Source organism: Streptomyces sp. WAC05374 (assembly GCF_004353505.1).
GTDB lineage: Bacteria > Actinomycetota > Actinomycetes > Streptomycetales > Streptomycetaceae > Streptomyces.
In genome coordinates, this window is sequence record NZ_SMNQ01000017.1 from 50829 (window position 1) to 73499 (window position 22671).

22 protein-coding genes are annotated in these 22671 nt (G+C 72.4%); 9 read left to right on the forward strand and 13 right to left on the reverse strand.

From position 1 onward, the window contains the following. Positions 1–22: 22 nt before the first annotated feature. The 4 genes from E2B92_RS26015 to E2B92_RS26030 all read right to left on the reverse strand — a co-directional run bounded on the left by E2B92_RS26015 (position 23) and on the right by E2B92_RS26030 (position 3581). Positions 23–1039 (reverse strand): hypothetical protein, encoded by a 1017-nt coding sequence (locus E2B92_RS26015; RefSeq protein WP_126885600.1) that lies wholly within the window; start codon positions 1037–1039, stop codon positions 23–25. A gap of 141 nt (positions 1040–1180) precedes the next feature. Next, positions 1181–2161 (reverse strand): ABC transporter substrate-binding protein, encoded by a 981-nt coding sequence (locus tag E2B92_RS26020; protein WP_126885601.1) that lies wholly within the window; start codon positions 2159–2161, stop codon positions 1181–1183. Positions 2162–2204: 43 nt separating this feature from the next. Continuing rightward, complete coding sequence (locus tag E2B92_RS26025) at positions 2205–2885, reverse strand: ABC transporter permease (RefSeq protein WP_126885602.1); 681 nt, start codon at positions 2883–2885, stop codon at positions 2205–2207. Positions 2886–2888: 3 nt separating this feature from the next. Beyond that, positions 2889–3581: an ABC transporter permease gene (locus E2B92_RS26030; protein WP_126885603.1), complete on the reverse strand. Its 693-nt coding sequence runs from the start codon at positions 3579–3581 to the stop codon at positions 2889–2891. A gap of 155 nt (positions 3582–3736) precedes the next feature. Here E2B92_RS26030 and E2B92_RS26035 point away from each other — a divergent pair, with 155 nt between their 5' ends. Further along, entirely contained in the window at positions 3737–4879 is a 1143-nt protein-coding gene (locus tag E2B92_RS26035; protein ID WP_126885604.1) for an ABC transporter ATP-binding protein, read from the forward strand. Here E2B92_RS26035 and E2B92_RS26040 read toward each other — a convergent pair whose 3' ends face one another. Continuing rightward, complete coding sequence (locus tag E2B92_RS26040) at positions 4880–5995, reverse strand: alpha/beta hydrolase (protein WP_126885605.1); 1116 nt, start codon at positions 5993–5995, stop codon at positions 4880–4882. Positions 5996–6159: 164 nt separating this feature from the next. Between E2B92_RS26040 and E2B92_RS26045 the strand changes: the two genes are divergently transcribed. The 6 genes from E2B92_RS26045 (at position 6160) to E2B92_RS26070 (ending at position 10958) form a co-directional block, all read left to right on the forward strand. Continuing rightward, positions 6160–7992, forward strand: coding sequence for a phosphatidylglycerol lysyltransferase domain-containing protein (locus E2B92_RS26045; protein ID WP_126885606.1), 1833 nt, complete (start codon positions 6160–6162; stop codon positions 7990–7992). Between the two features lie 24 nt (positions 7993–8016). Continuing rightward, on the forward strand, positions 8017–8877 hold the full coding sequence (gene folP / locus E2B92_RS26050) for a dihydropteroate synthase (RefSeq protein ID WP_126885607.1): 861 nt from the start codon (positions 8017–8019) through the stop codon (positions 8875–8877). Continuing rightward, the gene (locus E2B92_RS26055; protein WP_221889178.1) at positions 8874–9338 is read left to right on the forward strand and encodes a nuclear transport factor 2 family protein; all 465 of its coding nucleotides are present in this window, start codon (positions 8874–8876) and stop codon (positions 9336–9338) included. The genes folP and E2B92_RS26055 overlap by 4 nt, the downstream gene beginning before the upstream one ends. A gap of 133 nt (positions 9339–9471) precedes the next feature. Further along, positions 9472–9831 (forward strand): dihydroneopterin aldolase, encoded by a 360-nt coding sequence (gene folB / locus E2B92_RS26060; protein ID WP_126885608.1) that lies wholly within the window; start codon positions 9472–9474, stop codon positions 9829–9831. Next, the gene (gene folK, locus E2B92_RS26065) at positions 9828–10427 is read left to right on the forward strand and encodes a 2-amino-4-hydroxy-6-hydroxymethyldihydropteridine diphosphokinase (RefSeq protein WP_126885609.1); all 600 of its coding nucleotides are present in this window, start codon (positions 9828–9830) and stop codon (positions 10425–10427) included. Before folB ends, folK begins: the two co-directional genes overlap by 4 nt. Positions 10428–10481: 54 nt before the next feature. Beyond that, entirely contained in the window at positions 10482–10958 is a 477-nt protein-coding gene (locus tag E2B92_RS26070; RefSeq protein ID WP_126885610.1) for a DUF3180 domain-containing protein, read from the forward strand. 39 nt (positions 10959–10997) lie between these two features. Here E2B92_RS26070 and E2B92_RS26075 read toward each other — a convergent pair whose 3' ends face one another. The 7 genes from E2B92_RS26075 to dacB form a co-directional block, all read right to left on the reverse strand. After that, positions 10998–11993: an aldo/keto reductase gene (locus E2B92_RS26075; RefSeq protein WP_235023984.1), complete on the reverse strand. Its 996-nt coding sequence runs from the start codon at positions 11991–11993 to the stop codon at positions 10998–11000. Between the two features lie 128 nt (positions 11994–12121). Continuing rightward, complete coding sequence (gene folE, locus E2B92_RS26080) at positions 12122–12727, reverse strand: GTP cyclohydrolase I FolE (protein ID WP_126885611.1); 606 nt, start codon at positions 12725–12727, stop codon at positions 12122–12124. A gap of 116 nt (positions 12728–12843) precedes the next feature. Continuing rightward, a complete protein-coding gene (ftsH, locus tag E2B92_RS26085; protein WP_126885612.1) occupies positions 12844–14892 on the reverse strand; it encodes an ATP-dependent zinc metalloprotease FtsH in 2049 nt (682 codons plus the stop codon). A gap of 171 nt (positions 14893–15063) precedes the next feature. Then, on the reverse strand, positions 15064–15603 hold the full coding sequence (hpt, locus tag E2B92_RS26090) for a hypoxanthine phosphoribosyltransferase (RefSeq protein WP_064067358.1): 540 nt from the start codon (positions 15601–15603) through the stop codon (positions 15064–15066). A 41-nt stretch (positions 15604–15644) separates the two neighbouring features. Further along, the gene (gene tilS / locus E2B92_RS26095; protein WP_126885613.1) at positions 15645–16691 is read right to left on the reverse strand and encodes a tRNA lysidine(34) synthetase TilS; all 1047 of its coding nucleotides are present in this window, start codon (positions 16689–16691) and stop codon (positions 15645–15647) included. Positions 16692–16891: 200 nt separating this feature from the next. Beyond that, complete coding sequence (locus E2B92_RS26100) at positions 16892–18019, reverse strand: zinc-dependent metalloprotease (protein WP_126885614.1); 1128 nt, start codon at positions 18017–18019, stop codon at positions 16892–16894. A gap of 55 nt (positions 18020–18074) precedes the next feature. Beyond that, entirely contained in the window at positions 18075–19511 is a 1437-nt protein-coding gene (dacB, locus tag E2B92_RS26105; RefSeq protein WP_133087706.1) for a D-alanyl-D-alanine carboxypeptidase/D-alanyl-D-alanine endopeptidase, read from the reverse strand. A gap of 157 nt (positions 19512–19668) precedes the next feature. Between dacB and E2B92_RS26110 the strand changes: the two genes are divergently transcribed. Then, positions 19669–20163, forward strand: coding sequence for an inorganic diphosphatase (locus E2B92_RS26110; protein WP_031077398.1), 495 nt, complete (start codon positions 19669–19671; stop codon positions 20161–20163). A gap of 99 nt (positions 20164–20262) precedes the next feature. Next, entirely contained in the window at positions 20263–21942 is a 1680-nt protein-coding gene (locus E2B92_RS26115) for a threonine/serine ThrE exporter family protein (RefSeq protein WP_185923778.1), read from the forward strand. Positions 21943–22059: 117 nt separating this feature from the next. On the opposite strand, the gene E2B92_RS33540 is transcribed toward E2B92_RS26115, so the two are convergent. After that, a complete protein-coding gene (locus E2B92_RS33540; protein WP_235023985.1) occupies positions 22060–22575 on the reverse strand; it encodes a hypothetical protein in 516 nt (171 codons plus the stop codon). Between the last annotated feature and the right edge of the window lie 96 nt (positions 22576–22671).

Consider the following 22671-nt stretch of genomic DNA (forward strand, 5'->3'; position numbering starts at 1 on the left):
CGGCCGCGGATCCGGCGGCCGGTCAGGACACCGCGCCGCGCCGCAGCTCCACCACGTCGAGCTGCTCGGTCTCGTCGTGCGCGGTCAGGTCGATGACCTTGCCGACCGCGCGGTCCTCCCGGCGCCGTACGGCGAGGGCCTCCTCGCCCACGACGTCCGCGAGGTCCTCGTGCTGCACGGCCTCGATGGCGGCGGGGGCCTTCTTGCCGGTGCCGAAGAAGTCGAAGCCGCCCTGGAGGCGCGGCGCCGGGCGGCGCGGTTCGGTGTACGGGACGACCGCGGCGGCCGGCGGGACCGGGCGCATCGCGGAGGCGCCGTGGACGGAGGGGGCGGCGGCCGACGGGCGGTCGTGCCGCCGGTCGGCGGCCGCCGTGTCCTTCCCCCGCGGCTCGTCCGCCTCCGCCCCGGCCTCGCCGGCCGGCCCGGCCGGTGCGGCCGGATCGGGGCGCCGGGCCTGCTCGGTGGCGCGGCGGGCCTGCTGGGCCGCGGCGTTGCGCGTGAGGTTCTCCAGTGCCCGGGCGGCCTGGAGGTACGCGGCCGGGGTGGGCGTGGAGCTCGCGGCGGGCAGCGCCCGGGCGGGGGCGGCCGCTTCCAGGGCGAGCTGCCGGCGGCCCTCCAGGGCGCTGGCGCGCTCGGTCTCGGCGGTGGCGTACCGCCGCAGCAGCTCGGCGTGCTCGCCCCGCAGCGCGGCCAGTTCGACCCGCTTGGCGCGGAGTTTGGCGTCGAGCTTGGCGCGCAGCTCGCGGGACTCCTCCAGGTCGGTCTCGAGCTCGGCGATGCGCTCCTCGGTGCGCCACTGGTCGCCGGCCCGCGCCCGGGTCAGTTCGGCGACGCGGCGGCCGGCCGCGCGGTCCCAGTTGCGCATCAGGACCGCGCCGGTGACGGCGGTGGCCGCCGCGGCGGCCACCAGCAGGCGCAGGAGCAGCGGATCGGCGAGGAGCCAGGCGCCGCCGGCGCACACAACGGCCGCTCCGGCTACCGCGGAAGGGGGCAGAAGCCGGTGCAGGGGTGGGGAATGGCGGTGGCGTCCACGTGGCATGGCCTGAAATTTACCGTGCGTAGGTGCCGTATGGGGGGTCGGCCCGGCAATGTTTCGGCCCTGTGATCCGGCCGGCGCGGAAACCGACTTCCGGCCCGCCCGTTCTCCCCGACTTCCCGCCCACGCGCCTTCCCCGGCCCCTTACTTACCGATCAGCCCCTTGCTCTCCAGGTAAGCCTTCGCCACGTCGGCCGGCTTTGCCCGCTCGGCGTCGACCTTCCTGTTCAACTCCACCAGATCAGCGGTGGTGAGCACCTTGGTGATCTTGTTGAGAGCCGTGGCTATCTCCGGCGAACCGGCGTCCTTCGCATTGACCACCGGCAGCACATTGTCGGCGTTCTGCAACTTCTTGTCGTCCTCCAGCAGGACCAGCCCGAAGCTCTCCAGCGTCGCGTCGGTCGTCGTGGTCAGGACGAGCTGGTCCACGCCGTCCTTCACGGCCTGCTTGGCCTGGGGCGTGCCCACGCCCTTGGGGTCGATGCCCGTCACGTCGATGCCGTACGTCTTCTTCAGCCCGGGTGCGCAGAACGGCCGTACCGCGCACTCGTCACCGGCCGCGATCTTGACCTCGATCTTGGCGGCACCGAGATCCGAAAGCGTGGTGAGCTTGTTCTTCGCGGCGAATTCCCTGGTGACGGCGAAGGCGTTCTGATCGACCGCCGAACCGGCCGGGAGGACCTTCAGCCCGCGCGGTCCGGCGAGCTTCTCCAGCGCCGTCACGGTGGCGGCGGCATCGCTGGAGGCGACCGGCTTCTCCTCGACCGCCTTCGGTCCGTTCACCTTCGCGTTCAGGAATTCCGCAAGCGTAGCCGCGTATTCCGGTACGACGTCGATCTCGCCCTTCTCCAAGGACGGCTCGTACAGCTCGCGGTTCTCCACCGTCTTGACGGACGTGCGGTATCCGGCGTCCTTCAGCACCTGTGCGTACATCTCCGCCAGGACGGCGGACTCGGTGAAGCCCGCCGAGCCGACGACCAGGGTGCCCTTGTCACCGCCGCCGGACGGCGAGCCCTCCGCCGCGCCCCGCTCCTCCAGGCTCTGGCCGCCACCGCACGCGGCCAGCCCGCCGGTGAGGGCCACCACGCCCAGTACCGCACCCGCCATCGCCGACATCCTGCTCATCACGTTCTCCGTCCGGTCCAGCCGTCTTGCCGTTCAGCTTCGGTCAGGGGGTGGCGCGCCGGGTCGCCCGCGTGGGGTCCAGTGCCCGGCCCGCCACCGCCAGCAGGCCCTCGGCCAGCAGGGCGAGCGCGCCGACCACCAGCGCCCCGGCGACCACCTGCGGGGTGTTGCTGGTGTTGAACCCGGCGGTGATGATCCGGCCCAGGCCGCCCCCGCCCGCCATCGCGGCGAGCGTCGCGGTGGCGATCACCTGCACGGTCGCCGAGCGCAGACCCGTCATCACCATCGGGTAGGCCAGCGGCAGTTCGACCCGGCGGAACACCTGGCCGCCCGACATCCCCATGCCGCGTGCCGCCTCGACCACCGCCCGGTCCACCTCGCGCATCCCGACGTACGCGTTGGTGAGCAGCGGAGGCACGGCGAACAGCACGAGCGCGACGATCGTCGGAAGGTCGCCGATCCGGCCCAGCGGGGTGATCGTCAGCAGCACCAGCACCGCCAGCGTGGGCACCGCGCGCCCCACGTTGGAGACGTTGACGGCCAGCGCGCCGCCCCGGCCGACGTGCCCGAGCCACAGGGCGAGCGGCAGGGCGATCAGGCAGGCGAGCGCCAGGCACACACCGCTGAACCACAGGTGCTCACCGAGCCGGTTCCACACCCCGCTCTCGCCCTGCCAGTTGGCCCCGGTCGTCAGCCACTCCCAGGCACCGGTCACCGCGTCCACCGCTCACCCCGTCCCGCGCGCGCGGGCGCCCGGTACACGGGTCCACGGGGTCAGCAGCCGCTGCACACCGAGGAGCAGCAGGTCGGCCGTGACGGCCAGCACCACGCACAGCACGGAGGCGGTCAGCACCTGCGCCTTGAAGAAGCTCTTGAGCCCCGCGGTGATGAGCGTGCCCAGGCCGCCGTAATCCACCAGGGCGCCGACCGTCGTCAGGGCGACCGTGGACACCGTCGCCATCCGCACGCCCGCCATCACCGCGGGCAGCGCCAGCGGCAGTTCGACCTCCCACAGCAGCCGCAGCGGCCCGTACCCCATCCCGCGGGCCGCCTCCCGCGCCTCCTGAGGCACGGCGACGAGCCCGGCCAGGATGTTCCGCACGAGGATAGTCAGCGAGTAGAGCACCAGGCCGGTCACCACCAGCGCGGCGGACAGCCCGAAGAACGGCAGCAGCAGCGAGAACATCGCCAGCGACGGGATCGCGTACAGCACGGTCGTCAGCCCCAGCACCGGCCCCGCGAACCCCGGCCGGGCGCGCACCAGCAGGGCCAGCGGGAAGGCCACGGCCAGCCCGACGAGCACCGACACGGCCGTGATCCACACGTGCTGGACCGTGGCGTCGGTCAACTCCTGGGCGCGGGAGCGGACGTACTCGCCGCAGATCCAGTCGTTGGCCGCCAGGCATCCGGCAGCAGCCACCGCCCCCACCTCCCCCCTCGGTCCCGGTCCGGTGTTCGATCCGACAACGACCCTAACCCCCGCCACCGACAATCACCGGCCGTCACCACAGCCTGGCAACACGGCCTTCACACGCCGGACGGCCGCGGCGGCCCGCCGGCGGCCACAATGGGGCCATGATCCGATTCGAGCACGTCACGAAGCGGTACGCGGACGGAACGACCGCCGTCGACGACCTGTCGTTCGAGGTGGCCGAGGGCGAACTGGTCACGCTCGTCGGGCCGTCCGGCTGCGGCAAGACCACCACCATGAAGATGGTCAACCGGCTGATCGAGCCGACCGAGGGCCGCATATGGGTGGACGGCCAGGACATCGCGGACACCGACCCCGTACGGCTGCGCCGCCGGATCGGCTACGTCATCCAGCAGGTCGGCCTGTTCCCGCACAAGACGGTCCTGGAAAACACGGCAACCGTGCCCCACCTGCTCGGCGTCAAACGCGCCGCGGCACGCGCCCGCGCCGCCGAGCTCCTCGAACTCGTCGGCCTCGACCCCGCCGTCCACGGCGACCGCTACCCCGAGCAGCTCTCCGGCGGCCAGCGCCAGCGCGTCGGCGTCGCCCGCGCCCTGGCCGCCGACCCGCCCGTCCTGCTGATGGACGAGCCGTTCGGGGCGGTCGACCCGGTCGTGCGCGAACGGCTCCAGAGCGAGTTCCTCAAGCTCCAGTCGGAGGTGCGCAAGACGGTCCTGTTCGTCACCCACGACATCGAGGAGGCCGTCCGCCTCGGCGACCGCATCGCCGTCTACGGGCAGGGCAGGATCGAGCAGTTCGACGCCCCGGCCACCGTGCTGGGCGCCCCCGCCACCCCGTACGTCGCCGACTTCGTCGGCGCGGACCGGGGCCTGAAGCGGCTGTCGGTCACACCCATCGAGGCGAGCGACCTGGAACAGCCGCCGGTGGTCCACCTCGACGACCCGCTGCCCCGCGAGCTGGGCGCGCGCTGGGCCGTCGTGCTGGACCGCGACGACAACCTGCACGGCTGGATCGCCGCCGACCGGGCGGCCGGCGGCACCGGGACCGTACGGGACCACGCCCGACGCATGGAGGCCCGGCTGCCGGTGGGCGCCTCCCTCAAGCGGGCGTTCGCGACCATGCTCCAGCACGACGCGGGCTGGATCGCCGTCACCGACCCTGACGAGGAGGGGCGTTTCCTCGGGGTCCTGACCCCCGCCAAGCTGCACGAGGCGCTGCGCCGCTCGATCGACGCGGACGCCCAGGCCGTCCGCCGCCGGGACGTCGACCTGGAGAACGTCGGCTGATCAGGCCGCGCTGAGCCGGCCGCTCAGCCACACCAGCGCGGGCGGGATCTCCCGGTTCCAGGTGGTGAAGTTGTGCCCGCCGCTGTTGAGCGTGATCGACGACACGCGCGCGGGTGCCTTCACCTTCTTGATGAAGGAGCGCGTTCCCGCGAGGTTCCCCTCGCCCCTGGCCGAGGTGGTGACGAGGAAGGACGACCGCCCCTGCGGCAGGTTGTCCAGGCTCCACAGCAGGTCGGCCCGGTTGCGCCGGTCCTGGTCACCGTGGAAGAGGTCACCGGTCGTGAGGTCCTCGGCGGCCTTGTAGTACGCCGACAGCCCCGCACCGGCCGCGTACCGCTCCGGGTGGTGCATCGCGATCTTCAAGGCGCAGTAGCCGCCGGTCGAGTTGCCGATGAAGCCCCAGTTCCGGGGCGCGGTGCCGACGCGGTACGTCTCCGAGACGGCCTCGGGCAGGTCCTGGGCGAAGAAGGTCTCCGTCTGCGGGCCGCCCGGGACGTCGACGCACTCCGTGTCGCGCGGCGGGGCCACGGTCGGCCGCAGCATCACCAGGATCATGGGCTGCATCCGGCGGTCCTTGGCCTGCTCGAAGGCGGTGCGCGGGTACTTCAGCCCCTTCAGCAGGTTCTCGGCCGTGCCCGGGTAGCCGGTCAGCACGACGGCGGCGGGGAAGGTCTTCCCCGCGTACGCCGGCTGGAAGTACTCCGGCGGCAGGTAGACGTACGCCGGGCTGTCGATCCCGGACCTCTCCCCCGCGATCACCACCTTCTGGATCTGGCCGCCCACCGCCGGGCGCCCGCCGCCGGGCACGCCCTCCAGCTTCTGCCGGCCCACGACCTTGATGTCCCTGCCGCCCGCCGAGTGGTCGACGACCACCCCCATCTCCTGTTCCCGCCCCAGGAGATCGGCCCAGGAGCCGTAGAAGAGGAAGTAGTTGTTGGCGGCCAGGCCGACGGACGCGAACAACGCCACCTGGGTCGCCAGCAGCAGACCGATCCTGCCGAGCACGGGCCGCCAGCCGCCGCGCGCCAGCCGCGGCCACAGCCACACCGTGAGAGCGAACAGCACCACGGCCAGCAGGGCGGCCAGCGCCAGGACTTTGTTGCTGGTGAGACCCATGAGGAGTTCAAGCCTTCTTCGTCGGGATTTTCCGGGCGTCGAGATTTTCCGGGGAGGGAATGAACCCGCCCCCCGCGGGCCCCGTCCTAGAGAGCGCAAATCGTCCGGGCCGGATCGTTCCGGCCGAAGGGACACCACGAATCTTTGCGGAGCCTTGGGAAGCGATGTCTGTCACGGTAGATGGGGATAAGTCGGGATCGGTTCCGAGCCGGATACGCCGCGTCCTGCGCGGTCCACGCGCCGAGAAGGTGCCCGCCCTGGTCGGCACGGCGTGCACGGCCATCGGCCTGATCGACATCGCCGCGGGGGTCTTCCCGCGCTTCCGCACCAGCCGGATGCACGCCATCGCCGAGGTGCTGCCGGGCACCCTGGGCCCGCTGTCCGCCGCGCTCTCCCTGAGCGCCGGCGTCCTGCTGCTGCTCCTCGCCCACGGGCTCAAGCGCCACAAGCGCCGCGCCTGGCGGGCCGCCGTGGTCCTCCTGCCGGCCGGTGCCGTGGCGCAGTTCGTCTACCGCCACTCCGTGATCGGCGTGCTGTTCTCGCTGCTGCTGCTCGCGCTGCTGCTGCGCCACCGCAGCGAGTTCGCGGCCCTGCCCGACCCGCGCAGCCGCTGGAAGGCGCTGACGAACTTCGTCCTCATGGGCGCCGGTTCCATCGCGCTCGGCCTGCTCGTCGTCAGCGCCCACCCCGGCAAGGTCGTCGGCAGCCCGAGCCTGAGCGACCGCCTGGAGCACGTGCTGTACGGCCTGTTCGGCGTGGAGGGCCCCGTCGCCTACCACGGCGGCGTCGACTGGACCGTCGGCTACTCGCTCGGCGCCCTCGGCCTGCTGACCGCCATCACCACCATCTACCTGGCCTTCCGCCCCGAACACCCGGTCGCCCGGCTCACCGAGGACGACGAGGCCAAGCTGCGCGCCCTCCTGGACAAGCACGGCGGCCGCGACTCGCTCGGCCACTTCGCGCTCCGCCGCGACAAGGGCGTCGTCTTCTCCCCCAGCGGCAAGGCGGCCGTCTGCTACCGGGTCGTCTCCGGCGTGATGCTGGCCAGCGGCGACCCCATCGGCGACGTCGAGGCATGGCCCGGCGCCATCGAACGGTTCATGGACGAGGCCAAGGCCCACTCCTGGACGCCCGCCGTGATGGGCTGCTCCGAGACCGGCGGCGAGGTCTGGACCCGCGAGACCGGCCTGGACGCCCTGGAGCTGGGCGACGAGGCGGTGGTGGACGTCGCGGATTTCTCGCTGACCGGGCGCGCCATGCGCAACGTGCGCCAGATGGTCAAGCGCATCGAGCGCAATGGGTACACGACCCGCGTCCGGCGCGCCCGTGACCTGTCGGACGGCGAGCTGGAGCGCATCCGGCGCGCCGCCGCCGACTGGCGCGGCACCGACACCGAGCGCGGCTTCTCCATGGCGCTGGGCCGGATCGGTGACCCGGCCGACGGGGACGCGGTGATCGCCACCGCCCACAAAGAGGACCCCGACTCCCCGTACGGCGACCTGAAGGCGATCATCCACTTCGTGCCCTGGGGCACGGACGGGATGTCGCTGGAACTGATGCGCCGCGACCGCTCCGCCGACCCGGGCATGAACGAACTGCTGATCGTCGCCGCCCTCCAGGCCTCGCCCAGGCTCGGCATCGCACGGGTCTCGCTGAACTTCGCGATGTTCCGCTCCGCCCTGGCCCGCGGCGAGAAGCTCGGCGCCGGCCCGGTCCTGCGGGTCTGGCGCGGCCTGCTGGTGTTCCTCTCCCGCTGGTTCCAGATCGAGTCGCTGTACAAGTTCAACGCCAAGTTCCAGCCGCGCTGGGAACCCCGCTTCGTGGTCTACCGCAACGCCCGCGACCTGCCGCGCATCGGCTTCGCCGCCATGCAGGCGGAGGGCTTCGTGAACATGGAGCTGCCCCGGCCGCTGCGCCGCCGCCGTACGGCCGCCACGGCCCGCCCCTGCGCGCACATCACCCCGGCCCGCGGCGAGCACGAGGTCCGCGCCGCCTGAACGGGCCCCCACTAGGCTGGACGCATGAGTACCTTGCGCGGACGGGGCACGGCCCGGGGCCTGCCCACGTTCGACCGCTGCGCGGTCATGGGGGTCGTCAATGTGACGCCCGACTCCTTCTCCGACGGCGGCCGCTGGTTCGACACCACGGCCGCCATCAAGCACGGCCTGGACCTGGTGGCCCGGGGCGCCGACCTGGTGGACGTCGGCGGCGAGTCGACCCGTCCGGGCGCCACCCGGGTGGACGAGGACGAGGAGCTGCGCCGTGTCGTCCCCGTCGTACGGGGCCTGACGGCCGAAGGGGTCACCGTCTCGGTCGACACCATGCGCGCCTCGGTCGCCCGCCGGGCCGTCGAGGCCGGCGCGGTCCTGGTCAACGACGTGAGCGGCGGCCTCGCCGACCCGCAGATGGTCCCCTCCGTCGCCGCCGCCGAGGTGCCGTTCGTGGTCATGCACTGGCGCGGCTTCAGCAAGGACATGAACAGCCTGGCCGTCTACGACGACGTGGTCGGCGAGGTCGTGGCCGAGCTCCGCGCCCGGATGGAGGCCGTCGTCGAGGGCGGCGTCGACCCGGAGCGGATCGTCCTCGACCCGGGCCTGGGCTTCGCCAAGATGGCCCCGCACGACCTGGCCCTGGTGGCGCACCTGGCCGACCTGCGGGAGCTGGGCCGCCCGCTGCTGGTCGCCGCCTCCCGCAAGCGGTTCCTGGGCCACGTCCTGGCCGGGGAGGGCGCCGCCCCGCCGCCCGCGCGGGAGCGGGACGCGGCCACGGCCGCCGTCTCGGCCATCGCGGCCCACGAGGGCGCCTGGGCCGTACGGGTCCACGAGGTGCGCGCGACGGCGGACGCGGTCCGCGTGGCCCGCGCCGTCGAGGGAGCCCGGTGAACGACGCCACGCGTGCCGACGCCGAGGCGGTCGAGCTCGCCAACACCGCCTTCTACGAGGCCATGGAGCGCGGTGACTTCGAGGAGATCTCCGAGCTGTGGCTGGACGACTCGCACGGCGAGATCTCCTGCGTCCACCCCGGCTGGCCGGTGCTCACCGGGCGCGGCGAGGTGCTCCGCTCGTACGCGCTGATCATGGCGAACACCGACTACATCCAGTTCTTCCTGACCGACGTGAAGGTCTCCGTGGCCGGCGACACGGCCCTGGTGACCTGCACGGAGAACATCCTCAGCGGCGGCCCGGCCGAGGACGGCGCCGACCTGGGGCCGCTCGTGGGGCAGCTCGTCGTCGCCACGAATGTGTTCCGCCGCACACCCGACGGATGGCGGATCTGGTCCCACCACGGTTCACCCGTTCTGGCCGAAACCGGCGAGGAGGACGGCGACGAGAACCCCTCCTGAGGGGGTAGGCGAGCCGTAGGAGGAGCCCGTGGGCAGGGCCTGTCAGTGCTCGCAGGTAGATTCGACTGGTGGCATCGCGCCGTCCGCACCCGGTCGCATGCCCGCCAGACCAACGACAGCAGGAGTGATTCGCGTGGATCGTGTCGCGCTGCGCGGCCTGAAGGCCCGCGGGCACCATGGCGTCTTCCCCCGGGAGCGCGAGGAGGGCCAGACCTTCATCGTGGACCTGGTGCTGGGCCTCGACACCCGCCCCGCGGCGGCCGACGACGACCTGGCGAAGACCGTGCACTACGGCGTCGTGGCGGAAGAGGTCGTGGACGTGGTGCAGGGCGAGCCGGTCGACCTGATCGAGACGCTCGCCGAGCGCATCGCCGAGCAGTGCCTCAAGCACGCAGGCGTCCAGGAGGTGGAGGTGGTCGTCCACAAGCCGGACGCCCCGATCACCGTTCCCTTCGACGACGTGACCATCACCATCACCCGGAGCCGCGCATGAACAAGACGCACAGCGACCCGACGGTACAGCCGGTGCCCGCCTCCGTGACGGAGCAGGTCGACGCCGCCGACATCACCCTGTCCAACCCCAAACGGGCCGTGATCTCCCTCGGGTCGAACCTGGGCAACCGCCTGGAGACCCTCCAGGGCGCCATCGACGCGCTGGAGGACACCCCCGGCGTCCGGGTCAAGGCCGTCTCCCCCGTGTACGAGACGGAGCCCTGGGGCGTGGAGCCCGGCTCCCAGCCGTCGTACTTCAACGCGGTCGTCCTCCTGAAGACCACCCTGCCCCCGGCGTCCCTGCTGGAGCGGGCGCACGCCGTGGAGGAGGCCTTCCACCGGGTCCGCGACGAGCGCTGGGGCGCACGGACGATCGACGTCGACATCGTGGCGTACGCGGACGTCGTCTCCGACGACCCCGTCCTCACCCTGCCGCACCCCCGCGCCCACCAGCGGGCCTTCGTGCTGGCGCCGTGGCACGACGTGGAGCCGGAGGCACAGCTCCCCGGCGTGGGCGCGATCGCCGACCTGCTCGGCGGCGTCGGCCGGGACGGCGTCCTGCCCCGGGCGGACCTGGAACTGCGCCTGCCCGAGTAGCGTTGACTGATCGGTGACGCACCGACCGCACGGCGACGAGATGAAAGGCCCCCGGTGAAGCAACTGCGGCTCAAGGTACTGGCCGGACTGTTCGCCGTCGCCGGCGTCCTCTCCTGGGGCGGCGCCCGGCTGTGGGAGGCGTTCGGCACCCTGCCGAGCGTGCCCCTGGCCGCGCCCATCGTCCTGGCGGTCATCGCGGTGGTCCTCACGGCCACGGCGCTGTCGCTCCGCTCCCGCCTGCGCGCCCAGCGCGAGCGCCGCCCCGACGCCAAGGGTGTCGAGCCGCTGATGGCCGCCCGCGCGGTCGTCTTCGGTCAGGCGAGCGCCCTGGTCGCGGCGCTGGTCAGCGGCATGTACGGCGGCACCGGCGTCTTCCTGCTCGGCTCCCTGGACATCCCGGCCCGCCGCGACCAGGCGATCTACGCGGGCTTCTCAGTCCTGGCGGGCTTCGCGGTCATCGCCGCGGCGATCTTCCTGGAGCGGGTCTGCAAGCTCCCCGAGGACGACGACGAGGCCCCGACCCGGGCGTGAGCCCGACAGGGCCGGGCGGGGCCGCGCCGCCGGTTCCGGCTACAGCAGTGTGCCGCCCGCGACCTCCGTCTCGGCGAGCACGGCCGCCAGACGGTCGCGGACGTCGCCGGAGAGCCGTACCCGCGCGGCGGCCAGGTTCTCCCGGATGTGGGCGGGCGTGCGGCTGCCCGGGATGGGGACGACGTGGTCGTCCTGGTCCAGCAGCCAGGCCAGGGCGAGCTGCGCCGGGGTGATGCCGAGCTCCTCGGCGATCCCCCGCACGGGTGCGAAGCGGTCGTTGTTGGCCCGGTGGTTCGCGGCGTCGAACCGGGGCATGTGCTGCCGGAAGTCCCCGTCCTCCACCCCGGCGACCTTGCCGGTCAGGAAGCCGGCGCCCAGCGGTGACCAGGCGACGACACCCACGCCCAGCTCGCGCGCGACGGCCAGCAGCTCCTCGTCGACGTGCCGCCACATGGACCACTCGGTCTGGACCGCCGCCACCGGGTGCACGGCGTGCGCGGCGCGGAGCTGCGCGGCGGTGACGTTGGACAGCCCGAGATGGCGGACGAGGCCCGCCTCGATCAGTTCGGCGACCGCCCCCACCGTGTCCTCCAGCGGGACCTGGGGGTCGGGGAAGTGCGGGTAGTACAGGTCGATCCGGTCGGTGCCCAGCTCCCGCAGGCTGGCCTCGGCGTACCCGCGCACATGCTTGGGGTCGGCGTTGACGGCCAGCTCGCCGAAGGCGTACCCGACCGGGAAGGAGTGCGGCTCGACGCCCTCGGGGAGCCGGAAGCCGAACTTGGTGGCGATGACCACCTCGTCCCGCCGCCCGCCGAGCGCGGTGCCGATCAGCCGCTCGTTGTGGCCGTCGGCGCCGTAGCCGTCCGAGGTGTCGATGAGCGTGGCCCCGGCGTCCACCGCTGCGAGCAGCGCCCGCTCGGCGCGCGCGTCGTCGATCTCTCCGTACACCCCGGGCGACAGCACCATCGCGCCGAAGCCGAGAGCCGACACCTCGAGGTCACCGAGCAGGCGGGTGGGCAGGGCATTGTCGCTCATGCGCGGCATCTCCATCCTCGGGTCCAGCGGGACCGTTGAGACTTCCTGACGTACGGGCACGAGTCTTCACCCCGAGCGCCCGCACGTCCAATGCCGAGAGCGACAACTCCCTTACCGGGGAGGGATTTTCAGTCGGCCATGATGAGGCTCATCGCCTCGGCGCGGGTCGCGGGGTCCCTGAGCTGGCCACGGACCGCCGAGGTGATCGTCTTCGCGCCGGGCTTGCGGATGCCGCGCATCGACATGCACATGTGTTCGCACTCGATGACCACGATGACCCCGCGCGGCTCCAGGATCTTCATCAGCGAGTCGGCGACCTGGGTGGTCAGACGCTCCTGGACCTGGGGGCGGCGCGCGTACACGTCCACCAGCCGCGCCAGCTTCGACAGGCCGGTGATCTTGCCGGTGGTGGAGGGAATGTAACCAACGTGAGCAACCCCCCTGAATGGGACAAGATGGTGTTCACAGGTACTAAATACTTCGATGTCCTTGACCAGGACCATCTCGTCGTGTCCCAGGTCGAACGTCGTCGTCAGGACGTCCTCGGGCTCCTGCCACAGACCCGCGAATATCTCCTTGTAGGCCCGCGCCACACGGGCCGGGGTCTCCCGCAGCCCCTCGCGGTCAGGGTCCTCACCGACCGCGAGCAGCAGTTCCCGTACGGCGTTCTCGGCTCGCTTCTCGTCGAACTCGCCGATCCTGCCCTCGACGTCCAGCGTCACCGGGTCGGTCATGTGTGCCTCGTTCCGTGTTGCCTTGAGTGCGCGCCCAACCGCGCGCGCGAAAGCCGCGCCCCCCAGGCTAGAACCTGGGGGGCGCGGCTTTCATTCCGGGGCTTTCGGCCGGGGCCTCAGCTCTCGGGGCGCTCCTCGGGGACCGCCTCCGCCGAGGGGGAGGCCGGCGTGCCCGGGGTCGCCTTGGTGACGTCCGTCGGCGTGGCGCCATTGGTACCCGCCGCGCCGTTGGTCAGCGCCAGCTCCTTGGGCGAGAGCACCGGCGGCCGCGTCGACGGCGTACGCCGCGAGGAGCCGGTCCACGCCGGGCGGGCCGGGCGCTTGACGATCGGGGCGAAGATCTCGGCGATCTCCTCCTTGTTGAGCGTCTCCTTCTCCAGAAGCTGGAGGACCAGGTTGTCGAGGACGTCGCGGTTCTCGACGAGGATCTCCCAGGCCTCGTTGTGCGCGGCCTCGATGAGCTTCTTGACCTCTTCGTCGACGAGCGCCGCGACCTCTTCCGAGTAGTCGCGCTGGTGCGCCATCTCCCGGCCCAGGAAGGGCTCGGTGTTGTCGCCGCCGAACTTGATCGCGCCGAGCCGCTCGGTCATGCCGTACTGGGTGACCATGGCCCGCGCGGTCGCGGTCGCCTTCTCGATGTCGTTGGCCGCGCCCGTGGTCGGGTCGTGGAAGACCAGCTCCTCGGCCGCGCGCCCGCCCAGCATGTAAGCGAGCTGGTCGAGCATCTCGTTGCGCGTGGTGGAGTACTTGTCCTCGTCCGGCAGGACCATGGTGTAGCCGAGGGCCCGGCCACGGGACAGGATGGTGATCTTGTGGACCGGGTCGGAGTTCGGCGAGGCCGCCGCGACCAGGGCGTGACCGCCCTCGTGGTACGCGGTGATCTTCTTCTCCTTGTCCGACATGATCCGGGTCCGCTTCTGCGGGCCCGCGACCACCCGGTCGATCGCCTCGTCCAGCATCTGGTTGTCGATGAGCTTCTTGTCGCTGCGCGCGGTGAGCAGCGCGGCTTCGTTGAGCACGTTCGACAGGTCGGCGCCGGTGAAGCCGGGCGTACGGCGCGCCACGGCGGACAGGTCGACGTCCGGGGCGACCGGCTTGCCCTTCTGGTGGACCTTGAGGATCTCCAGGCGGCCCTGCATGTCGGGGCGGTCGACCGCGATCTGCCGGTCGAAGCGGCCCGGGCGCAGCAGCGCCGGGTCGAGGATGTCCGGCCGGTTGGTGGCGGCGATCAGGATGACGCCGCCCTTCACGTCGAAGCCGTCCATCTCGACGAGGAGCTGGTTCAGGGTCTGCTCGCGCTCGTCGTGGCCGCCGCCGAGGCCCGCACCGCGGTGCCGGCCGACGGCGTCGATCTCGTCGACGAAGACGATCGCCGGGGCGTTCGCCTTGGCCTGCTCGAACAGGTCACGGACACGGGAGGCACCGACACCGACGAACATCTCGACGAAGTCGGAGCCGGAGATCGAGTAGAACGGCACGCCCGCCTCGCCGGCGACGGCGCGCGCGAGCAGCGTCTTGCCCGTGCCGGGCGGGCCGTAGAGCAGCACACCCTTGGGGATCTTGGCGCCGACGGCCTGGAACTTCGCCGGCTCCTGGAGGAACTCCTTGATCTCCTGGAGCTCCTCGACGGCCTCGTCGGACCCCGCCACGTCGGCGAAGGTCGTCTTCGGGGTGTCCTTGGTGATCAGCTTGGCCTTGGACTTCCCGAAGTTCATCACCCGGGAGCCGCCGCCCTGCATCTGATTCATCAGGAACAGGAAGACCACGACGATCAGCACGAAGGGAAGGAGCGAGAGCAGCACCGAGACGATGGCGCTCTGCTTCGTCGGCGAGACCGTGTAGCTCTTGTCGATGTCGCCGGCTTCGTACTTCTTCTGCAGCGTGGTGGCCAGGTCGGAGCCCTGCGTGCCGATGTAGCTCGCCTGGACCTTGTCGGCACCGTCGACCTTGAAGCCGTCCTTCAGGTCGATTTTGATCATCTGTTCGTCGCCGGTGGTCAGCTTGGCCTGCTCGACCTGGTTCTTGTCGATCGCCTGGACCACCTTGCCGGTGTCCACCGTCTTGTAGCCGCCCGACGAGCCGACGACCTGCATCAACACGACCACGGCGAGGACGGCCAGCACGATCCACATGACCGGCCCACGGAAGTATCGCTTCACGTCCATCCATACGGAGCGATGACGCCCCGTCCCTCCTGCCCGTAGGTAAATGCTGCTATTTGAAAAAGCTGTTCTTCGGACGGTACCCCAGCATTGTCACCCGCGACCGCCTTCCCATGCTCCAACGGCGGGAGGGCGGTCTGGGTTCCCGGGGCCCGGCGGGTGCCGCGGGGCGGTTCAGCCGCCGTAGACGTGCGGGGCGAGCGTGCCGACGAACGGGAGGTTGCGGTACTTCTCCGCGTAGTCCAGGCCGTAGCCGACGACGAACTCGTTGGGAATGTCGAAACCGATCCACTTCACGTCGATCGCGACCTTCGCCGCCTCGGGCTTGCGCAGCAGCGTGCAGACCTCCAGGGAGGCCGGCTCGCGCGAGCCGAGGTTCGACAGCAGCCACGACAGCGTCAGGCCGGAGTCGATGATGTCCTCGACGATCAGGACGTGCTTGCCCTTGATGTCGGTGTCCAGGTCCTTGAGGATGCGGACCACGCCGGAGGACTGGGTGCCCGCGCCGTACGACGAGACGGCCATCCAGTCCATGGTGACGGGGGTGGACAGCGCACGCGCCAGGTCCGCCATCACCATGACGGCGCCCTTGAGGACACCCACGATGAGGAGGTCCTTGCCCGCGTACTCAGCGTCGATCTTCGCGGCGAGCTCCGCCAGCTTCGCGTCGATCTCTTCCTTGGTGATGAGCACCGACTTGAGGTCGGTGCCCATGTCTTTCTCGTTCACCCGGGTCACTTTCGTTGCAGCCTGCGTCAGCCTTGCCGAATGACCAGTCTGCCACCCTGGCGGCGTGCGACGACGCGGCCGGGCAGATTGATGGCTCCCTGGCCGCGCCAGGCGGTGATCAGGCGGTCCAGTTCTTCCACGTGCCGGGCGAAGAGGGAGCCGGCGGGGGCGCCCTCGGCGATGGCCGCGCGGCGCAGCACGCGGCGGCGGACGGCGGGCGGCAGTGCGTACAGCTTGGCGCACTCCAGCAGGCCCGCCTCGTCCCGGACGGCCGGGTCGGCGTCGGCGGCCCATGCGTCGAGGGCGTCGGCGTCGTCGCGGCACAGCCGGGCGGTCCGGGCGAGGGCCTCCACGACGCCCTTGCCGAGCGACTTCTCCAGGGCGGGCAGGCCCTCGTGGCGCAGCCGGGAGCGGGTGTAGGCGGGGTCGGCGTTCATCGGGTCGTCCCAGACGGGCAGGGACTGGACCATGCAGGCCTTGCGGGCGGTCTGCCGGTCGAGCTGGAGGAACGGGCGCCGGTAGCGGTCGCCGGCGCCGGAGACGGCGGCCATGCCGGACAGCGAGCGGATGCCGGAGCCGCGGGCGAGGCCGAGGAGCACGGTCTCGGCCTGGTCGTCGCGGGTGTGGCCGAGCAGGACGGCGGCGGCGCCGAGGCGCTCGGCGGCCTCGTCCAGCGCGGCGTACCGGGCGTCGCGGGCGGCGGCTTCCGGGCCGCCGTCGCGGCCGACGGTCACGGCGATGGCCTCCACGGGGTCGAGGCGCATCGCGGTGAGGCGGGCCGCGACCTCGGCGGCGCGGAGGTCGGAGCCGGGCTGGAGGCCGTGGTCGACGGTGATGCCGCCGGCGCGGACGGCGAGCTTGCGGGCCTCGAAGGCGAGGGCGGAGGCGAGCGCCATGGAGTCGGCGCCTCCGGAGCAGGCCACCAGGACGAGCGGGGGCTGCGGGACCCGGTCGGCGGCGGCGTCTTCGGTTGTTCCGGCAGGGGGCTGCGCGGGGGTGTGCTCGGTGAGTACGTCGTGGAGTACGCGGCGGACCGCCAGGCGTATCGCCGCGACCGCAGGATGGGGACCCATGTCCGGTGCCCTTCGTGTGAAGTTGGGGGGTGCCTCGGTCGGAGTCTTAACGGCCGGACCGGGGGGTTCGGTCACTCAGAGTGCGTCGATGGTGACAGAACTCGGCCGTTACCCGAGCATCGCACGCCTACCCACCGCCCACGGTCCCTCGGATGGGTGATTGGAGGGGCGTTCTTCTGCCGTCGGCCGGAATGGGCTCCTCAGTCTGCTTTACGGTGCACCCTCGCGACCCAGTCCGCCGGTTTGGCGATCTCCGCCTTGGTGGGCAGCGTGTTCGGAGAGGTCCACACCCGGTTGAAGCCGGCCATGCCGACCTCGTCGACCACCGCGCGCACGAACCGCTCGCCGTCCCGGTACTGGCGCAGTTTGGCGTCCAGGCCCAGGAGCTTGCGCAGCGCCTGGTCCAGGCGGGAGGCGCCGCGGGCCCTGCGCTGCTGGAACTTCTCCCGGATCTCCGCCACCGAGGGCACGACCTGCGGGCCGACGCCGTCCATGACGTAGTCCGCGTGCCCCTCGAGCAGGGACATCACGGCGGTGAGGCGGCCGAGGACCTCCCGCTGCTCGGGGGTCTGCACCAGCTCGACCAGTGAGCGGCCGCCCTCCTCGTCCTCGCCCTCGGGGCGGGCCCCCGTCAGGGCCTGGGCGGCTTCGCGCAGCCGCTCCAGGACGGTCATGGGGTCCATGTCGGTCGCGGCGAGGAATGACTGGATCTCGCCCTGGAGGTGGTCGCGCAGCCACGGTACGGCCGTGAACTGGGTGCGGTGGGTCTCCTCGTGGAGGCTGACCCAGAGGCGGAAGTCGTGCGGGGCGACGTCCAGCTCCCGCTCGACGTGCACGATGTTCGGCGCGACCAGCAGGAGCCGGCCGCCGCCGTTCTCACCGGCGGGGAGGTCGCGGCTGGCGGGGGCGAACGTCTCGTACTGCCCGAGGACCCGGGAGGCCAGGAACGACAGCAGCATGCCCAGCTCCACGCCGGTCACCTTGCCGCCGACCGCGCCGAGGACGGCGCCGCCCGGGGAGCCGGAGCGGCGCTCCTGCATCTTCTCCAGCAGCGGCTTGAGCAGCTCCCGGAAGCCGGCGACGTTCGCCTTGATCCAGCCGGCCCGGTCGACGACCAGGACGGGGGTGTCCTCCGGTTCGTGGCCTTCGGGGATCATCCGGGTGAAGGCCCGGACGTGCTCCTCGGACGCCTTGGCGTGCCGCCGCAGCTCCGCGACGACCGCGCGGGCCTCGTCACGGGTCACCTCGGGCCCGGGGCGTACCAGTCGGGTCGCGGTCGCGACCGCGAGGTTCCAGTCGACCATCTCGGCACCACCGATGCTCGTCATGCGTCAACGGTACGTGCTCGGCGCCGGATGGGGTCAGGGTGCGGCTCCGGTCGGCTCAGCGCAGCAGGGCGGTGGCGAGGCGGTCCAGGGCGGGCTGGGCGGCGTACGGGGAGGGGGTCCGGCCGGCCAGGAAGGCGAAGGCGAGCAGCCGGCCGTCCCGGGTGACCACGGTGCCGGCCAGGGCGTTGACGCCGCTGAGGGTGCCGGTCTTGGCCCGGACCAGTCCGGCGCCGGCCGCGCCCGGGGAGCCGTCGCCGAAGCGGTCCTCCAGGGTGCCGCTGAAGCCGCCGACGGGCAGGCCGGTGAGGACGGGGCGCAGTTCGGGGCGGGCGGGATCGGCCGCGCGGGCGAGGAGCGCGGTGAGCACGGCGGCGGTGACCCGGTCGGCGCGGTCCAGGCCGCTGCCGTCGGCGAACCGGGTCCCGGCGAGCGGTACGCCCAGTGTGCGGAGCTGCTCGCGGACGGCCCGCTCGGCTCCGGCGAAGCTCGCGGGGTGGCCGGTGGCGATGGCGGTCTGGCGGGCGAGCGCCTCGGCCAGGTCGTTGTCGCTGTGGGTCAGGGTGCGCTCGACGAGGGCGGACAGCGGTTCGGACCACGTCCTGGCGAGGGTGGTGGCCCGCTGCGGGGCACGCGCGCGTGCGGGGGGTTTTCCGGCGGTGACCCCGTGCTCGGCGAGCAGGGAGGCGAAGGCGCGGGCGGTGTCGCCGGCCGGGTCGGCGGAGCGCGGGGCGGGGCCGCTGGTGGGGCCGCCGAGCCGGCCCTCGTCGGTCATCAGGGCGGTGACGGGGGCGATGTTGTCGTTGACGCCGATCGGGTGGCGCTCGGGGCCGGCGTACCGGGAGGTGTCGTAGGTGAGCGTGACGGTGGTGACGCGGCGGGTCCGCAGGGCGCGGGCGGTGTCGGCCGCCAGGGCGCGCAGCCGGGCGGGGTCGAGGGTGGGGTCGCCGCCGCCGACGAGCGTGACGCGGCGGGCGTCGGGGGTGGCGACGGCCGTGGTGGGGATGCGGTGGTCGGGGCCGAGGGCCGCGAGGGCGGCGGCCGTGGTGGCGATCTTGATGGTGGAGGCGGGGGTCATGGGTACGCCGGCCCCGTTCCCGTACAGCGGTTTGCCCGTGGTCAGGTCGACGACGGACGCGGTGCGCAGCGGGCCCAGCCCGGGGTCGGCGAGCAGCGGCCCCAGCGTGGGCGCGAGGGGTGCGGGCGGCGGGGCGGCGGGCGCGGTTCCGGGGGCGGCCTGCGGGCGGGGGGCGGCGAGCGCGGTGAGGACGCCGGGGGCGCTGGGGGCGGGGGCGGGCGGGCGGGGGGCGGCGCGCCCGGGGCCCGTGGCACCGTGATGTGCGCCACCTGTGGGGCCCTGGGCGGCGGCTCTGGCCCGCTCGGCCGTACGCTGACCCGAGTCCCAGGGCCCGGCCAGGGTCACCACCCCGGCCGCCAGGACGAGGCCGAGTACGGCGGAGCCCGCGGTGAGCTGCACCACCTTCGGCTCCAGCACGGCTGACCAGCCCCTTTCGCGAGCACACAGTTGCGTGAGGGACACTTAACCACTGAGCTGTGCCGTGAGCACGGCACCCCCGGTGAGCACGGCGGTCCGGTCCTGCCGGGGGGGCAGTTTCACCTGACGTTATGTGTTGATCTTGGAGGAGCCACCCGTGGAGTTCGACGTCACCATCGAGATCCCGAAGGGGTCGCGGAACAAGTACGAGGTGGACCACGAGACCGGTCGTATCCGACTGGACCGCCACCTCTTCACGTCGACCGTCTACCCGGCCGACTACGGGTTCGTCGAGGGCACCCTGGGCGAGGACGGCGACCCGCTGGACGCGCTGGTCATCCTGGACGAGCCGACCTTCCCGGGCGTCCTGGTCAAGTGCCGCGCCATCGGCATGTTCCGGATGACGGACGAGGCGGGCGGCGACGACAAGCTGCTGTGCGTCCCGGCCTCGGACCCGCGCATGGAGCACCTGCGCGACATCCACCACGTGTCGGAGTTCGACCGCCTGGAGATCCAGCACTTCTTCGAGGTGTACAAGGACCTGGAGCCCGGCAAGTCCGTCGAGGGCGCCAACTGGGTCGGCCGCGCCGAGGCCGAGGCCGAGATCGAGGCCTCCATCAAGCGTCTGGAGGCGCAGGGCGGCGCTCACTGAGCCCCCTTCCTTCCCCACGACGGGCGGTGCACCCCTGGGTGTGCCGCCCGTCGTCGTGTCCGGGCCCTTGGCCGTGTTCATACTGGGCAGGCGGATCGGATGGGTCGGACGGGAGCGAGGACGAGCACAGTGGCGCCGGAGACGGACGGTCCCGAGGACCGTAAGCCTCAGTCGGACGAGGCACACAGCGCCTTCGCGCCGCCGCCGGGCGTGGAGCAGCCCTCCGGTACCGAGGAGGACCAGCAGACGACGTCGGAGTTCGCCCTTCCGCGGGGACTGGCTCCGGAGCCGCCCGCCGAGCCGGAGGGGTCGGCGTTCGCCCCGCCCTCGACGTACTCGGCGAAGGAGTCCCCGCCGGCCTTCACGCCCGCCCAGGGGTTCCCGGCGATACGGCTCTCCAAGGACGCCCCGTGGCAGGACCGGATGCGCACCATGCTCCGGATGCCGGTGAGCGAGCGGCCGGTGCCGGAACCGGTGCAGAGGCAGGGCGATTCCGGCCCCGCCGTGCCGCGCGTGCTGGACCTGACGCTGCGTATCGGGGAGCTGCTGCTGGCGGGCGGCGAGGGCGCGGAGGACGTCGAGGCGGCGATGTTCGCGATCTGCCGCTCGTACGGGCTCGACCGCTGCGAGCCGACCGTCACCTTCACGCTGCTGTCGATCACGTACCAGCCGTCGCTGGTGGACGACCCGGTGACGGCGAACCGGACCGTGCGGCGGCGGGGCACCGACTACACCCGGCTGTCGGCGGTCTACGTGCTGGTCGCCGACATCAACGCCGAGGACTACGACGTCTCGCTGGAGGAGGCGTACCGGCGCCTCGCGGAGATCCGGCGCAACCGGCACCCCTACCCCGGCTGGGTCCTGACGGTGGCGGCCGGCGGGCTCGCGGGCGCCGCGTCGATGCTGCTCGGCGGCGACATGGCGGTGTTCCTGGTGGCGGCGGCGGGCGCGATGCTCGGCGACCGGCTGGCGTGGTTCTGCGCGGGGCGCGGGCTGCCGGAGTTCTACCAGTTCGCGGTGGCGGCGGTGCCGCCGGCGGCGCTGGGGGTGCTGGTGAGCCTGCTGCACGCGGGGCTCCAGCCGAACGCGGTGATCACCGGTGGGCTGTTCGCGCTGATCCCGGGGCGGGCGCTGGTGGCCGCCGTACAGGACGGGCTGACCGGCTTCTACATCACCGCGTCGGCCCGGCTGCTGGAGGTCGCGTACTTCTTCGTCGCCATCGTGGTGGGCGTGCTCTCCGTGCTGTACGGGGGTGTGCAACTGGGCGCCAAGCTCAACCCGGAGGGCGTCCTGAACACGGTGGAACGGCCGGTGATCCAGATCCTGGCCGCGGTGCTGCTGTCGGTGACGTTCGCGGTGCTGCTCCAGCAGGACCGTTCCACGGTGCTGTTCGTGGCGCTCAACGGCGCGGCGGCGTGGGTGATCTACGCCTCGATAGCGGTGACGGCGGACGGCTCGACCGTGATGGCGACGGCGGTGGCGGCCGGGCTGGTGGGCCTGTTCGGGCAGTTGCGCGCGCGGTACGAGCACACCTCGTCGCTGCCGTACGTGACGGCGGCGATCGGGCCGCTGCTGCCCGGTAGCGCCACGTATCTCGGGGTGCTGAACATCGCCCAGAACAACATGGACGCGGGCTTCACGTCGCTGGCACGGGCGGCGGCGCTGGCGCTGGCGATCGCGATCGGCGTGAACCTCGGCGGTGAGATGGCGCGCATGTTCATCCGCGCGCCCGGCTCGGCCGCGGCACGCCGGGCGGCCAAGCGCACCCGGGGCTTCTGACGCGGCGCTTTGTCCGGCGGGGCGCCGTGGGGCGTCCTCGGGGCGCCCGGGGCGTCCTGGGCGGGTGCCCGGCGTCCTCGGCCGGGCGCCGGACGGGGGCGTCCGGCGCGTCGGAGGTCAGGCGGTGGCGGTGGCGCGGGGGCGGGCACCGGACATGACGCCACCGCGGCGGAGTACCGCGTAGCCCACGCCGATGCCGATGGCGACCGGCCACTCGATGACGTCCGCGACGCCCAGGGCCCCCAGGCCGAGGTACAGCGGCAGGCCGCCCTTCGCGGGCAGCACCTGGCGGGCCGCCGCCACGGGCAGCAGCGCCGCGTTGGCCGCGCCGCTCGCGACCCGGTCCAGGGAGGGGACGGTGAAGCTGACCGTGTGCTGCCCGGGCGCGGAGGTGGTCCGGACCGGCTCGCCGGCGGACTCCTTGGCCGGCGGGGCCGACGCCCTGCTGGTACGGGACGGCTGCTTGGTGCTCGGCGCCCTGGTACCGGATGCCTTGGTGCTGGAGGCCTTGGTGGCGGACGCCTTCGTGCTCGACGCCTTGGTACCGGATGCCTTGCCGGCGGACGCCTTGGTGCTCGACGCCTGCTTCGTGGTCCTGGTCGTGCGCTTGCGCGGGGTTGAGGAGGTGGCCACAGTTCTCACATCCAAGGATGTGGTTACGGGCGGTTTGTCTACATTTCAGGGTATCCATTCCGGGACGGCTGAAGCGGACCTTCCGACGGACCGGAG